The following is a 14,505-nucleotide window of genomic DNA, read 5'->3' as shown; positions in this document are numbered from 1 at the left end:
GTGCATTTATCTTCGTAAAGGAAGCCCCTTTATGAATTAATGCCATTTTCATCGGGAAACGGAACTCCCAATCCTTCTGCAATGTTTCAGGAACAAGCAAGTCGAAATGAAGCGAGCGTTTCCCTCTGTCTTTGCCGATAACTCCGGTCACCGTAAGAGGGTCACCGGTAGAGTATTCAATGGTTTTGCCGATAGGATTTATGTTCCCGAATAGTTTCTCACTCAGCTCTTCTGTGATAAAGGCGGTTTGTGGAGACGCCGCCCATGATTCGGCTTTTCCATATTTCATGGGAAAATCAGTCACTATTAGAAACAAGCTGTCTACTACAATCGTTTCTACATCAATATGTTTTTCTTCCTTTATGATATAGTCTTTATTGAACCATACGAAAGTGGACATCGCTTCTATGTCTGCATCTTCGAGGGGACCTCCGATAACTGCCGTTTTATTGTTGTCATCTTTGTATTCCTGCACCATGATGCCTATCCGGTCTTTGTTGGGACTATAACAATCTACATCATTTTCCTGCTTCACGTAGCGGAATATAATAATGACACAAGCCAAGCTCAGTGCCAGTCCGATAATATTGATTACCGTATATACTTTAAACCTACTTAATGTTCGGATATATAATAGTATGAGTTTCATATTCGTGTCTTTTATTCGTTTTTCATAATGCTTGCCGGATTGATGTTGGCAGCCTTGCTGATTTGCCTAATAATAGTCAACAAGGAGATGGCAGTTGTTATGGCTACTGCTACGGCAAACAAGTCGAATGTCAAAGGGGCTTTGTGGGCAAAATCCTGCAAATAGAGGGTAATGGCAATCCATGACAAGGGTATGGATAGCAAAGTGGCGACTCCCATGACCGAGAGATACTTTTTAATGAGTAAGGGGTAAATATCCTTTGCTTGCGCACCGTTCACTTTGCGTAAACCTATCTCACGGTAACGTTGCCGAATATCGAACAAGGATATTGACAATAATCCCAATGAAGAGATGAAAATGGCTATTCCGGCAAAGAGCGTATAAATGTTCACCACTTGACGGTCTTCACGATACATCTTTTGGAGTTCATCTTCTATCAGCGTATATTCAAAGTCGGTTCTTCCCGTAGATTCTTCGTATAAGCGGCGCAGGAAATCAATGACTTTGGCTTTATTCTCGTGCTTATACGAGGCTGTAACAGTATAAATTCCGCCTATGCTTGCATCGTGATAATAGATGACAACCGGTTGGATGGATTGTGAAAGGTGCCGAACATTGAAATCCTTTATGACCCCTACTATCTCGCAAGGTGGATTGTAGAAATCCGGTAAGCTGCTTGAGGCGTAGTGTGGTTCTTCAGGTTGCAGCTTGTCTTTGGTGATGTCTTTTATTCCATAGACTCTTTTAGCGGTTTCGTTGATAATTACCTTGAAACTGTTTTTGGTGAACGCTTCATCTATGGAGTCGTTCCATAGGCGCCCCTCTACAAGTTGAAAATCGTATATTGCCATGGAGTGGGTCGTTAAATGTGCAGATAATGCCGGATGGAAACCGTTTTCGGCTCTGTTGAGCGCAAAACTGTCAAAACGGAAGTCGGTGAACAGCAAGTCGTTTCCTCTGCTCCAATGCTCAAACAGAGTGCTTTCACTCATTCGTTTATTGACCAAAGCATTACTTATATATTGTCTTTTTCCTTCATCCAATCCCTCCTCTTTAGTTGTTTTATATAAGCCCAATTTATCGACATACATCCGGCAAGTTATCACATCGTGCGAGCGGAAACCGAGGTCGGCGCAGAGCATATACTCCAACTGCCGTACAAAGAATAGAGAAACGGTTATTATAAAGATGGTTACGACATATTGAAAACACAGTAATATCATGCGTGACCGTGTGGAAAAGCGTGAAGATGCCAGCTCGCGTATGGAGTTGACGGGTCTGCTACATGTGTATTTCAAGAACGGATAAACAGTAGTCAGCAATGGCAATCCTAAAAGTACGATGGCAGAGACCTTCCGGTCAAAGCCGGAGTCTGTTGTGGTAGGTATATAAAGTTCATGGAAAAAGAAAAACCTGGTTATTTCTATTAAAGCCCAGCAAAGGAGTAATGCCAGTCCCGTCAATAAGATGTTCTCGGCATATATTTGCAGGAAAATGTCTGTCCTGCCTGCACCGAACACTTTTTTCACCCCAAACTCTCTTGACCGCTTGGACATGATGACAGTGTAGATGTTGATGAAGTTCAGCAGCCCTATGATACCTACCAGGAAGGCTACTACCATCAATACCCGGACATAGCTTTGGTTGCCATATTGATAGTTCTTGTTTTCTTTTCCGTGGTCTTTATCGTAATATAAATCTTTCAAAGGCAAATACTGATAGCGTACTGTCTCATAAGTTCTCCATTTGCTGCGGGGGTGTTCTTTTGAATACTTTTTATTCAGCAGTGCAATGTCTGTATCCGGTGCCATCAGCATGGCGTATATAGGGTCGAAAAAAAGGAATTCATCCAGTTCATCCGACATAAATATATCCGGCATCCATGATGTCTTGGTATCGGGGTCGTCCACCACTCCTATAATAGTGAATTTATTCCCTTTTGTGTTTTTGAAAGTAGCGCCTATGGCATTCTTCCCTCCCAGCTTCTTCTTCCAAAAAGAACGGGTGATGACAACATCCCTCGAGCGGACTATTCTTCCGCTTCCGGCAATCACCCTATATGGAAAGATTTTGAAGAAGGTGCTGTCTACAGAAAAAGCGTTCGCTGCAATTTCTTGTTCACCGAACAGAACGGGCATATCCGATATTTGATAAATCACCGTAAATTGTTCTACGGCAGGATCCTTTTCCAATCCCGACCGGTAGCCTCCCAAGAAGTTCTCACCACTGCTGGTAGAGGTTTTTATCAGGCAAATGCGTTTATATTCGGGAAAGCATTGGTTCACTGTATTTTCTTGGTGGATATATCGGGCTACGGTGAGTACGCAAGCCAAACTGCACGCCAGTCCCAATACATTGATAAGGGTGTATGCTTTGAATTTCAGCAATGCATTGATGGCTAAGATTATTTGTCTCATAGTGCGTAGTTTTATTTCATTATCAATTCTTCCGCCTCGCCAAAGGTATCATATCCCGTTGTAATTACCCAATCTCCGGGCTGCAAACCTTCCGTAATCTCGTATTGTTGCGGATTTTGGCGACCGATGCCAAGCGGCACGCGCACGGCTTTTGTCTTTGCGGCGTTCAGTTTGTAAATCCATTGTCCTCCGGTACTCTGGTAGAAGTTGCCGCGCGGAATGACGAGCGCCTCCTCCGGCTGGCCGAGTTCTATCTGTACCCGGAAGCTTTTGCCTACACGTACGTTGTCGGGCATGTCACCGGTGAAGACGAGGTCTACGTCGAACGTGCGGTCTTTGACTTCGGGAACCACTTTCGTGATGCGCAACGGGTATTTTCTTCCCTGATAATTGATGGTGGCAGGCAATCCGGTGATAATGCGGTCGATGTAGTATTCGCTCAGGGAAGTATGCACTTTATATTGGTCCAGCACCTTGATTTCCGCAATGCTTTCACCGGAAGCGACCTGCTGTCCCGGAGTCACCTTGACAAAACTGAGCTGGCCGGCGACGGGAGCTTTCACCACCAGGTTGCCGAGCCGTTCGCAGGCGCGTTCATACTTCTTCCGTTCCCGTTCGCGGTCGTTCCTGATGAGGTCTTTGCGGATGACGGTGACGGCAGAGTCATGACGGAGGCTTTCCCTTTGAAGATGGGCATTTTTCACTTTATAGTTGTATTCGTCCTCGGAAACTTCGAGCTGCGCCTTGCTCTTGATGCCCATGCGGTACTCCTCCTTGTCAAGGGCAAAACTCTTGCGCAGGCGGTTGAGGTCATAATCGGTCTGCAGGGCTTGTTGTTGCAGGTTCAGGCTTTTCTGCTCCATTTCAATTTCTTTTTCGCGGTAGGTGATAAGCTGCTTTTCCCAGTCGTCGCGCTGGTCTTCGATACTGCGCAGCAGGTCGGGGTTTTCCATGACGAGGATGGTATCTCCTTGCCGGAGCAGGCTCCCCTCCTCTCCTATGATGCATTCCACGCTTCCGGCTTCACGTGCATTGACCTTGATGGTAAGGATGGGCTGAATCACTCCCTCCACATCTACATATTCCATAAATTTGCCGTTCTTGACTTCGGCTATCTGTATGTTGTCTTGCTCGATACGCAGTTTGCTGGGACCCAGCGAAAGGGTGACTACATAAATCAGGAAGGCAAGGAAGGCAACGCCTCCCGCCAGATAGTAGCGGTAACGGATGTACCAGGGTTTCTTTTCAAGTTTTATATCCATAATGCAATATTTTATATACTCTTTTTTTACTTTTCAGATACCCCCTTCAGAAGTACTTCTGAATAAGGGTTCCGAGTTTTACTAAAACTTTACCGGAGATTTAGTAAATCGTCACCGGAGTTTTAGTAAATCTCCGGCCAGCTTTTACTAAAACTATTCCACGATTCTATTACTGTATAGATTCTTCATTAGTAACCCTTTCCAAGTCTTCTGCCAGTGGCCTCTCTTTTTCAAAGTCATATAGCGTGATGCTTCTCAGTGCATAGTACAAACTCCAATAGTTGTACAAAGCCGTTATATAGCTTCTCCGGGCCGTATCTTTTTCCGTGATGGATACATTGAGGTCGAGTACCGAGGACTTGCCGAGCAGATAGAGTTTTCGGGCTACTTCGGCGCGTCGTTGGGCTGTATGGTCCGTGCGGGCGGCTATGTTTACCCGTTGCGCCTGCAGGTTGAATTGCTTTACGAGTTTCCGTACGTTCAAGTCGAAATCCGTCTTGTCTTGCTCTACCTGCGTGTAGACAAGGTCTCGGTTGGAACGGGCCACGCGTACTTGTCCCCTTCCGCGCCCCCAGTCCAGGATTGGGAGGGTAATGCCCAAGCTGACGTACTGCTGGTCCAGTGGATTCCGGTAGGCATCTTTCAGCTTGTCGGCAGTTTGTGTCAAGCCGAAGCGCAGGTAGATGTCTGCCTTCAGTCCGGCATTGGCCTTGGCGCGCGACACGGCACTCTCGCTTTCCACCTTGCGGCGTAGCATGTTCTGTATCTCCGGACTGTTTTCGTTGGCAAGCATCAGCGCGGCATCCAGGTCGATGTGCAGGTCGGGCACGCGGTTGTCTATTCTCACCTTTATAAGGAGGTCTTCTTGGATGCCGAGGTAGGAACGGAGTTCCTGCATGCAGTTTTCCACTTCGATGCGGGCATTCATGCAGTTGGTTTCTTCGGTCAGTTTGTTGAGTTCGAGCTGCAACATTTCGTTTTCGCTGATGGTGCCGATGTTATATCGTCCTTGCGCATATATATACAAGGTGTCGGCATTGGCGTAGTTGGCGTTGGCTATTTCGTAGTTGCTTTGTGCTTTGGCCAGGTTGAAGAACTTCTCTGTGGCATTGGCGGCAACAAGCTCAAGGGTTTCTACGTAGGTTTTCTTGGCTTCGCGATAACGGATAGGTTCGATGCGCCGGTCCCACTTCAGGCTGTTGTAGCCAAACAAGGACTGGCTGTATCCGATGTTGACGGGTGAAGTCTGCCAGGAATAGGTGTCACTGCTGAAAAGGTCGAGGCGCTGCGCAGCCGTTTCAATGAAAAAGGTTCCTCCGGTCCACGGCACGTTTTGTGTCAGGCTCAGTGTCAGGTCAGTGCTCAGCAGGTTCTGCTCTATGAACTTGACGTTGCCATCGCTTTGGGTCACCTTGTTGATAGCACGGTCCAGATAGGGATTGGAAGTAAGCTTGAGCGTCGGCAGGTAGTTGGCACAGTAGTATTTGTAGTTCCAATAAGCGGAACGGAAGCTATGGCGGGCATTTTGGGCGTCGGGCGACTGCTGGCGGGCCTGCTCGATGGTTTCTTCCAAAGTCAGCTCCAGCGTGTGCTCTTGAGCAACGGCACTCGACATCAGACTGAATGTAATAAGCAATAAAAATATATTCCGGTGCATAGTTGTTTTCTTTACTCTATAAAGTTCAAATTCTATGCCATAAGTATAAGTTGTTGTATTATAAGTGTTTGTTGTGGTTCGAAGCTTTCCAAACGTGTGCAGTTGCGCACAAAAATAGTGCGATAATGCACGCACAACACATGGATATTATACTTATCTTTGCCCGTACAAGAGATGTGGGATTGTGTAGGCCTTGCCTGCACGAAAAGAAAACAGATATGGAGCAGTTTGGTAAAATATTGATTGTAGATGATAACGAGGATGTCCTTTTTGCGCTGAACCTTCTTCTCGAACCCTACGCCGAGAAGATAAAAGTGGCAGTGACTCCCGACCGCATCGAGCATTTTATGACCACTTTCCGTCCGGACATTATTCTGCTGGATATGAATTTCAGCCGTGATGCCATCAGTGGTCAGGAAGGTTTCGACAGCTTGAAGCAGATTCTGAGTATCGACCCGCAAGCAGTGGTCATCTTCATGACTGCCTACGCGGATACGGACAAGGCAGTGCGTGCCATCAAAGCGGGGGCTACGGATTTCATTCCCAAGCCGTGGGAGAAGGAAAAATTGTTGGCGACCCTTTCTTCGGGCATGAAGCTGCGTCGTTCGCGGACCGAGATAAATCTGCTGAAGGAGCAGGTGGAAGTTCTGAGCAATGCCACAGCGGGAGGCTCCGAAGAGGTTATTATCGGTGATTCTCTTGTCATGCAGCAAGTCTTCTCTACAGTGGAGAAGTTGCGCGATACGGATGCCAACATACTTATATTGGGTGAGAATGGAACCGGAAAGGATGTGATTGCCCGCCTGCTGTACCGCAATTCTCCCCGCTATGGAAAGCCGTTTGTCACGATAGACCTCGGCAGTATTCCCGAACAGTTGTTCGAAAGCGAGTTGTTCGGCTACGAGAAAGGCGCCTTCACCGATGCACGGAAAGCGAAAGCTGGACGTATGGAAGTGGCAACCGGCGGTACGCTTTTTCTGGACGAGATAGGTAACCTTTCCCTGCCCATGCAGGCCAAATTGCTGACTGCCATCGAAAAGCGTTGTATCAGTCGTTTGGGAAGTACGCAGGCTACGCCCATTGATGTGCGGCTCATCTGCGCCACCAATGCAGACATCCGTCGGCTGGTGGACGAAGGAGACTTCCGCCAAGACCTGCTGTATCGCATCAACACCATCGAGTTGCATATTCCACCTCTGCGGGAACGCGGAAACGACATCCTCCTGCTGGCAGAGTATTTCCTGCAACGGTATGCCCGCAAATATCAGAAAGAGATGCGCGGGCTGACCCGGGAGGCGAAAAACAAGTTGTTGAAATATGCCTGGCCGGGGAATGTACGTGCGTTGCAGCATACAGTGGAACGTGCTGTCATATTGGGAGACGGTTCTCTGCTTCGTCCGGAGAACTTTATGTTCCAAGCTTCTGTTTCCCGTCAGAAGAAGGAAGAAGAAGTCCTCAACTTGGAGCAATTGGAACGGCAGGCTGTGGAACGTGCCATGCGGCTCAGTGAAGGAAATGTGACCCGTGCCGCCGAATACTTGGGCATTACTCGCTTCGCCTTGTACCGGAAACTTGAAAAACTGGGCTTATGAAACGATATTCATTGATTGTGGTACTGCACATCATCGGCATAGCCTTCCTTTCGGTCGGCGTTTATCTGCTGGTGGATGCCGGACTGTGGTTCAGTGCACTGATGGCTTTTTTGATATTGCTGGCGATTGCCGTTCATCTGTACCGCCTGCAGATGATGCAGGTGCGCATGATGCGCCATCTGGCAGAGAGCCTGCGCTATGACGACATGATGCTGTCATTCCGTTCTCCCTACAAGAACCGGTCTATGGAGGATATGGTGGACGAGCTTTCCGAAGCGATGAGGAATTTCCGTACCCGCGTGCTGGAACGCAATGAGATGGAAGCGTGGCAAAAGCTGATACGTGTGCTGACGCACGAAATAATGAATTCAATCACTCCCATCATCTCCCTCTCCGAAACCTTGAGCGAGCGGGAAATGTCGGAAAAGAACTATCCCGTCATGCGGCAGGGAATGCAGACTATCCACCGCCGTAGTAAGGGGTTGTTGGAGTTTGTGGAGAATTACCGGAAGCTGACAAGACTTCCCGCCCCCGTCCGTCGTCCGGTTGCCGTCCGCGAGCTGTTGCAGGATTTGCAGAAGCTGTTTTCGGAAGAGTATATCCGGATAGAGCTTCCGGAGGCCGACCGCATACTCCAGATAGACCGGACACAGATAGAACAAGTACTGATTAATCTGATTAAAAATGCCAAAGAGGCATGTAGCAGGAAAGAGCATCCCCGGATAGAAGTGAAGATGCTACCCGCCCTCTCGTGGCAATGCCTAATCACTGTCAGTGACAATGGTGAAGGCATTCTGCCGGAAGTGCAAGATAAGATTTTTGTACCGTTCTTCACCACCAAGCCTTCCGGTTCGGGCATCGGGCTCAGTTTATGTAAACAAGTGATGAACCGGCATGGAGGGAATATCACGGTGCAGTCTACTGTGGGAAAAGGGAGTTGCTTTACGCTGCTATTTGGATAAGTGGGAAAGAGGGTATATACAAAAATAAGCTACTGAAAAATCAGTAGCTTATTAATTTCTGTCGGGGTAGCGGGATTTTCACTACTGACAATAAGATGTTGATAATCCGTTGCGTACAAAACTGTATAACTGTATATTCTTCTATTATTGTCTATTAATGTATATTATGAGTTCAACCGTTTAAGTTTACACAATTTCTTAATTTTATTCATGTAAATATTCCATAAATTATCGTTGATTTCTGAACGAGCTGGAGTAGTGTTATCATTATAAAACCAAATTCTTGTGATTTCCCCTTTGTCGTTTCGTTCTATTGAGTCTTTTTCTGCCAAAGACTCCAAAAACTCATTTGTAATATCAGCATATAGACAAAAAAACGGAGAATCGTCTTGTATTTTGCCACTATCTTTTGAGCCTAAATAAGTATATTCTCTATTAAAGAAGCACCATTCTCCTTTGTCATTTCTAACCATACCATAAGGCATGTTTATTCTAAAAAAATCTATCATGATTTAACCTATTAAATAATAACTTGTTTAATATTTATTGATTATATATTCTACCTCTCCAAATCTGACCCACTTGCAATGGCACATATTGCATTGCTTTCCTCTGGGACATGTTTTTTAATTTCACTGATTCTCCCTTCTAGAAAAGCATTTTTTTCTACAGCTTCCCTTAGCTGAATGTTCAACTCATGGTTTTGCTGTTCCACCTTGGATTTTTCTTCTTTCAGATATGCGATAAAATTCGCATTTCCCGCAGAATCTTCAGGAGTACAAAGCATTTCACCTTCACCAGTCAAAAGCCAGCGTGCATTTAGCTCTTGATATACATATAGGATTTTTCCAATATTATCTCCCGATAGACTTTTATTGCGTTTTCGGGCTGAATTGATTAATCCAACTGTTAATCCACATTGAACAGTAACTTTATTATCGTTCAATGAGGCATATTCCATATACTTATCAAGTCTTTGAATAAAAGTTTCGTCCATATTGAATTTTTCTAATAACAATGCTTGTGTATATTAGAATTATCCAATATATTTGCACTGTTTTAATTAATTCACGTAGCTAAGTTATGCAAAACCAGCATTTAAACAATAGAAAACTTTAAATATTTATCAATTATGGTATTTACAGACTATATCAAAAGTTTACCTAACCAGCAGATAGAAACGATCAAGAAGCTGGCAGAAATCACGTGTTCCACTCCGGCTGCAGTGTATAAATGGGTTAATGGCGAAAATCCGCCAACACCCATCAAGCAAAAGGTTATCGCCGAATATCTCGGCATGAGTGTAGAGGAACTGTTTCCAAACAATAAAAAGAACTAATTATGAAAAAACTATTTATTCAGGGCGGCCAAGGTTCAGGCAAAACTAATGCTGTGCGCAAAATAACAGAAGGAAAGAAAACGATTGTTTTTACTCCATCTGAGCAGATTGCTACTATTATAAATAAAATGCAAGAGGAGCAATATGAGTATATTGTGTTTGAAGAAGCTAATGGCTTTGATGAAGAGTTTCTGTATAAGGTCTTAAACTTGCCAATATCCGATCAAACAACTGCGATAGTAGTTTCACAGAATGTTCTTAAATTATGGTAACCGACATTCGTAACATCGAATTCTACAACACCCCCGAAGGCGACGTGATGATGAAGGAGTTCGGGCAGCCGGCGGTTGTGCTTTGTGAAAACAACCGCCCGACCATCGAGCACATGCTTGCCATCATCCGCGACCGATACCCCAAGGCGCACGCCCGGCTGATGAAGCTCTATTCAGCCAGCACCATGAATCGTTGGCATTATGAATTCCGGGTAGTTCATCGTTTCATCCGATGCAATTTCGGAGAGTATGACCAGTACAATCTTGACATTAACAAGGATGGGCAGTTTGTATTCGAGGAGGTCAAATGCCCGTTACGTGGTGAATGTGAACATGAAGGGGTGATATGCAGACCGGAGCTTGATACAACATTGACAGACCGCGAGATGGAGGTGTTACGACTCATAGCCTCCAACTGCCAGACGGATGATATTGCGGCAGAACTGCATATCTCGCCTTGTACGGTAAACCGCCATCGGGAGAATATTAAAGCGAAAATCAGAGTTCGCAATGTCGCTGAGATGGTTTCTTACTGGCACCGGAATCAAATGAAATAAGCCCACCGTGAGGTGTGCCATCTGTGTTTAATGTGTATTCTATGGCTGTGACGGTCTGCGAAGATAGTTCAGCCCCTCATACTACATTCAAATGGTAGCGGTATACTTAAGATTTGCCGCGACTGGGGTTCGATTCCCCTATATGAGACGATGATTTACTAACTTAATAAACAGAATATATGAATAGCAACAAAGGTTTTTCCTCCATTTCCACTCCTGACGGAAAGTTCCGGATGTGGATTCCACGCCCGACGGTTTCGGGCAGAGTGATATGTAATTGCGGATTTGCGCTCAAAAGCCATCTTCCTTTCGTTGATGCCATTGATGCGCTGGATTATCTGCAGGTAGATGAAGTGCGGCAGATAGACCAGGACCTCAGTAGCCTTACCATTTCCTTGCTTGATGCACCACATGAGTGCATGCTGAAGATGATAGAAGATATCCCCGAACTTATGGAGCAATACTTGGTAAAATCATAAAATCTGAATGCTATGAGATACTTTATTGATAACATCAAGACTTATGCCAATGTCAACAAAAAAGGCAGGGCATTACAGATATACGTGCAACAGTTCGACAGACATCTGATTGCTGACGAATGTTCCCTGGATGCACTGAAGTGTGACATCGAGCACCAGATTAAGATTATGAATGAGAAATACCCGCGCAGCCGTCCGGTTCGGCTTGATGTACATGACAGCGGTAGGGACGGACAGTGGACTATTCTTGTGGAGCATGACAGCGACAGCATTGTCTGTATCGTATCCTATGAAAAGGTGATGGGCTATTATACTTTGGCGGATAAGATAGATGAATTTGCAAAAATAGGACAGTGATGAGTAATGTGATTGTTTTTTTATGGACATCTTTGATTGCATTGGTAGCCGCCTTGATATTATGTGTCTGGGCAATGCGGAAAGCATCCGGCTCTTACCGATGCCTCTTTCTCTTTGATATTATCGTTTTGATGATAAATATTGGGATAATAGGATTTGCAATTGGGTATCTATCTAATATGCGGTAATATGAGAGATATGAAAATGACAGATTTCCCGACATATCCTTGGAAGACCCTTGACGTGTATCAGGACAACAGTTACTGTTACAATATCCGGCCCGGGCAACATGTCGTCGGAGATTTATTCGACAGTTCCAGGACGAAACTGGTATCATACAACAGAAAATCACATGTACAGATAATCTGTGTATGCGACCCCTACAAGCCTCCCTTCTATGCGCGCGAATGTATATATGGTGTATATTCGGCGTGGAAAGAAATCGGAGAGGACATCTTTAACCTGGAGCTGATGGGGTATTCTACCAAGCAAAAATTTCCACCCCCATGTACATCACACCATTATTTTTAAGATAATATGAACAATGAGTCGTTTGAGAGGGCAAAAGCCCTCAAGGAAGAGATTGCAAAGTGTGATTCCCTGCTTGATTCAATCCTGAAAAGCAGCAGGGAATGCTGTGTGTATCGCGATGCCGATAGGGGTACTCGTGACATTGTTGCCATCCCCCTACCGAAATATTGTACCCAGTACATTATTGATGGACTTTATGTGAGGAAGTGCCGGATGGAGCAGGAATTTAAAGAGTTATAACAATCTAATAACAAGAATCATGGTTACTAAAACAACATTTAAAAAGAAGTTTCCGGACGTTAAGGTGCAGAAGCTGCAGACCAGCGTTGTCTTTAGCAGGCAGCAAGTGGAAGAAACCGTATTGAAGATGTGCAATTCTCTCGGTACCGGACTGCTTTATTACAATTATTCCAACAGATGGATAACCGTTTATACCTCCGAGAAAATGAAAAAGGCACTGGACTCGATGAAACCGGGTTCAGAGGTTTTTCACGAACATTTTGGTGCCTATGGCAAGGTGATGAGCGATAAGCCATTTGTCATTTGTGGAGAATTGTGTATCAGGGTTGACTTCGGGGGAATACCTGAAAGTGGAGCATATAGTTGTGTATGTTTTGTAATGTAATCGAATAAATATGAATATAGAACAATGGATTGGGGAGGGATTAGCTGTGTGCTTGTTTGTGCAATACCTATAGTGGCTATTATCTGCGATACTGTAAAAAAAGTATTTGAAATGAAATATAAAAAAGAAAATGAGAACAAAGTTGATAAAGAAGCATAATCCGCAGTCTTTTTTGGATGATTTGAAAAGGGTACGGGAGGTCATGGTTTACGCAGAGTGTACCAACTCCTACTATCAAATCTTAAAAAAGGACTTGTTGAGAGATGCTGAAAGGAAAGCAATCACATACTATATAACGGATACTATATTTGTTATAAAAAGGAATGTGATGGTAGTCATTTAACGAGTAACAAAACAGATATGACCCCAATGAATAATGAATTTATTGATGGTATTTGGTTTGCCGTTCAGCATATTGTAGTAGTCAGAGATATGCCTGTTATTGCAGCAGGAATAATTAAGGAAGCAAATCTTTCAATTGATGACTGTAAAGCTGCACAAAAGAGGAGTGGTTCTTTCAACGAGCAGATGAGAAAGTTTATTAAAACTGAATTAGAGTAAAACACATCAGTAATGAATAAAAAAGAAATATCAATGAAGAAAGGTCAGAAGGTGCGCATCCTGCGTACAAATCAGGTAGCGACAATCGTCGAAGTGGAATTGATTCGTAAAGGTGGCAAGGTGCATCGGTACTGCCATCTGAAGACAGATGAAAAGTCATATTTGTGGTTGGATGCCTCAGAACTGGGGAGTGTGGTGGAAGAAGTGAAGGTCTCGGTAGTTGATGATCGGAACCGGGAGCTGCACTTATTTATATGCCATGACTACTCCAAGGACAATATGAAGGTGCGGCTTACCGGCAAGAATCCGGATAATCTGAAGGAAGCATCCGGACTATATGCGAGACTGATGAACTTGTTCATTGGGAGCCTGAAGGAAACGCGGGAACTGTAAGAGCGGATAACGTCCTTGATGATATGGAAAGCCTATTGAAATATAGAATGGAAAATCTTGATTGGATAGACCGTTTTTTGGAGAAGCTTGGCGTCGACGCTTTTCTTGAGTTTGAGACGAGAGTATATAGTGCCCTCGACAAGCTCAAGGTCATGCATTACTATGATATCGGGGGCTCGGTCATACCGGAGCAGCAGGAACTATTTATCAAATTCTGTTGCTGCTATATCACCGGGCATCCTGAATACGAATTCAATGAAGACTATACACAAATATGGAGGAAAGAAAGCTATGAACAATGGAAGATGGCAACCCGACGAGGACAGATACGTACGGGAAAATGTCAATAAGAAGACATTGGAACAAATGGCGGAGCATTTGGGAAGATCCGCATTGGCTGTACAGTTATATATGCACCGGAAGCATATTGTAGTGGGACAGACAGTCAAACGGAATCTGGTGCAGGAGATTCTCCGACTGAAATTCCGGCATCCGGAAAATTTCATGCCCAACCGTGCCTTCTACCAGGAGGTAGGCATCAACCAGATGCGATGGTGGGATATTTTCTATGGCCGAAAAAATATAAACCAAGAAGAATATATCGCGTTGTCGAAGTATTTCGGCATAACACTGGAGGAGGCATTCGCAGCGCGTCAACTTTGCATATTTGAAGAACAATGATTGATGACGAATTAAAGCAGAGAATAAAGGATGCCAACGAGATTACGGACGTAATCGGCCAGTTTGTATCCCTTCACAAGAGAGGTATCAATTATATAGGAATCTGCCCGTTTCATCCGGATCGGCATCCGTCGATGACCGTCAGTCCGTCAAGACAGACATACAAGTGGT

At 44.8% G+C, this 14,505-nt stretch carries 21 protein-coding genes; 15 read left to right on the top strand and 6 right to left on the bottom strand.

Annotation, left to right across the window (positions count from 1 at the left end):
* The 4 genes from ABUA47_RS09830 to ABUA47_RS09815 all read right to left on the bottom strand — a co-directional run.
* The coding region (locus ABUA47_RS09830; protein WP_349831569.1) for an ABC transporter permease at positions 1-649 on the bottom strand (649 nt) is incomplete at its 3' end.
* 11 nt (positions 650-660) lie between these two features.
* The gene (locus tag ABUA47_RS09825; RefSeq protein WP_349824421.1) at positions 661-3,066 is read right to left on the bottom strand and encodes an ABC transporter permease; all 2,406 of its coding nucleotides are present in this window, start codon (positions 3,064-3,066) and stop codon (positions 661-663) included.
* Between the two features lie 11 nt (positions 3,067-3,077).
* Entirely contained in the window at positions 3,078-4,328 is a 1,251-nt protein-coding gene (locus ABUA47_RS09820) for an efflux RND transporter periplasmic adaptor subunit (RefSeq protein ID WP_035448545.1), read from the bottom strand.
* A gap of 169 nt (positions 4,329-4,497) precedes the next feature.
* On the bottom strand, positions 4,498-5,985 hold the full coding sequence (locus ABUA47_RS09815; protein WP_005837152.1) for a TolC family protein: 1,488 nt from the start codon (positions 5,983-5,985) through the stop codon (positions 4,498-4,500).
* A gap of 218 nt (positions 5,986-6,203) precedes the next feature.
* Here ABUA47_RS09815 and ABUA47_RS09810 point away from each other — a divergent pair, with 218 nt between their 5' ends.
* Both ABUA47_RS09810 and ABUA47_RS09805 read left to right on the top strand, forming a co-directional pair.
* Positions 6,204-7,577, top strand: a complete 1,374-nt coding sequence (locus tag ABUA47_RS09810; RefSeq protein ID WP_349831575.1) for a sigma-54 dependent transcriptional regulator — start codon at positions 6,204-6,206, stop codon at positions 7,575-7,577.
* On the top strand, positions 7,574-8,539 hold the full coding sequence (locus ABUA47_RS09805) for a sensor histidine kinase (protein ID WP_035448541.1): 966 nt from the start codon (positions 7,574-7,576) through the stop codon (positions 8,537-8,539). The genes ABUA47_RS09810 and ABUA47_RS09805 overlap by 4 nt, the downstream gene beginning before the upstream one ends.
* A 164-nt stretch (positions 8,540-8,703) precedes the next feature.
* Here ABUA47_RS09805 and ABUA47_RS09800 read toward each other — a convergent pair whose 3' ends face one another.
* Positions 8,704-9,048 carry a hypothetical protein gene (locus ABUA47_RS09800; RefSeq protein WP_349824420.1) on the bottom strand — a complete coding sequence of 115 codons (345 nt, stop codon included), beginning with the start codon at positions 9,046-9,048 and terminating at the stop codon, positions 8,704-8,706.
* A gap of 50 nt (positions 9,049-9,098) precedes the next feature.
* Entirely contained in the window at positions 9,099-9,536 is a 438-nt protein-coding gene (locus ABUA47_RS09795; protein WP_349824419.1) for a hypothetical protein, read from the bottom strand.
* A gap of 135 nt (positions 9,537-9,671) precedes the next feature.
* Between ABUA47_RS09795 and ABUA47_RS09790 the strand changes: the two genes are divergently transcribed.
* The 13 genes from ABUA47_RS09790 to ABUA47_RS09730 all read left to right on the top strand — a co-directional run.
* A complete protein-coding gene (locus ABUA47_RS09790; protein WP_349824418.1) occupies positions 9,672-9,878 on the top strand; it encodes a helix-turn-helix domain-containing protein in 207 nt (68 codons plus the stop codon).
* Between the two features lie 2 nt (positions 9,879-9,880).
* Positions 9,881-10,150: a hypothetical protein gene (locus tag ABUA47_RS09785; RefSeq protein WP_349824417.1), complete on the top strand. Its 270-nt coding sequence runs from the start codon at positions 9,881-9,883 to the stop codon at positions 10,148-10,150.
* Positions 10,144-10,707, top strand: a complete 564-nt coding sequence (locus ABUA47_RS09780; protein ID WP_349824416.1) for a response regulator transcription factor — start codon at positions 10,144-10,146, stop codon at positions 10,705-10,707. The genes ABUA47_RS09785 and ABUA47_RS09780 overlap by 7 nt, the downstream gene beginning before the upstream one ends.
* Positions 10,708-10,886: 179 nt before the next feature.
* Positions 10,887-11,186 carry a hypothetical protein gene (locus tag ABUA47_RS09775; protein WP_349824415.1) on the top strand — a complete coding sequence of 100 codons (300 nt, stop codon included), beginning with the start codon at positions 10,887-10,889 and terminating at the stop codon, positions 11,184-11,186.
* A gap of 12 nt (positions 11,187-11,198) precedes the next feature.
* Complete coding sequence (locus ABUA47_RS09770; RefSeq protein WP_349824414.1) at positions 11,199-11,543, top strand: hypothetical protein; 345 nt, start codon at positions 11,199-11,201, stop codon at positions 11,541-11,543.
* 189 nt (positions 11,544-11,732) lie between these two features.
* Positions 11,733-12,074, top strand: a complete 342-nt coding sequence (locus ABUA47_RS09765; protein WP_349824413.1) for a hypothetical protein — start codon at positions 11,733-11,735, stop codon at positions 12,072-12,074.
* Between the two features lie 6 nt (positions 12,075-12,080).
* Positions 12,081-12,314, top strand: a complete 234-nt coding sequence (locus tag ABUA47_RS09760; protein WP_349824412.1) for a hypothetical protein — start codon at positions 12,081-12,083, stop codon at positions 12,312-12,314.
* Between the two features lie 19 nt (positions 12,315-12,333).
* Positions 12,334-12,699 (top strand): hypothetical protein, encoded by a 366-nt coding sequence (locus tag ABUA47_RS09755; protein ID WP_349824411.1) that lies wholly within the window; start codon positions 12,334-12,336, stop codon positions 12,697-12,699.
* Positions 12,700-13,059: 360 nt separating this feature from the next.
* A complete protein-coding gene (locus tag ABUA47_RS09750; protein ID WP_349824410.1) occupies positions 13,060-13,260 on the top strand; it encodes a hypothetical protein in 201 nt (66 codons plus the stop codon).
* A gap of 12 nt (positions 13,261-13,272) precedes the next feature.
* Entirely contained in the window at positions 13,273-13,653 is a 381-nt protein-coding gene (locus tag ABUA47_RS09745) for a hypothetical protein (protein ID WP_349824409.1), read from the top strand.
* Between the two features lie 47 nt (positions 13,654-13,700).
* Positions 13,701-14,003 carry a hypothetical protein gene (locus tag ABUA47_RS09740; RefSeq protein ID WP_349824408.1) on the top strand — a complete coding sequence of 101 codons (303 nt, stop codon included), beginning with the start codon at positions 13,701-13,703 and terminating at the stop codon, positions 14,001-14,003.
* Positions 13,945-14,334: a hypothetical protein gene (locus ABUA47_RS09735; protein ID WP_044467546.1), complete on the top strand. Its 390-nt coding sequence runs from the start codon at positions 13,945-13,947 to the stop codon at positions 14,332-14,334. Before ABUA47_RS09740 ends, ABUA47_RS09735 begins: the two co-directional genes overlap by 59 nt.
* On the top strand, positions 14,331-14,505 hold a 175-nt coding region (locus ABUA47_RS09730), incomplete at its 3' end, for a CHC2 zinc finger domain-containing protein (protein WP_349831574.1). The genes ABUA47_RS09735 and ABUA47_RS09730, both read left to right, overlap by 4 nt.

This window comes from Bacteroides sp. RTP31139st1_H2_RTP31139_211217 (assembly GCF_040227615.1).
Taxonomy (GTDB): domain Bacteria; phylum Bacteroidota; class Bacteroidia; order Bacteroidales; family Bacteroidaceae; genus Bacteroides; species Bacteroides uniformis.
The sequence above is the reverse complement of the archived record's forward strand: the minus strand, read 5'-3'. Positions and strand labels throughout refer to the sequence as shown.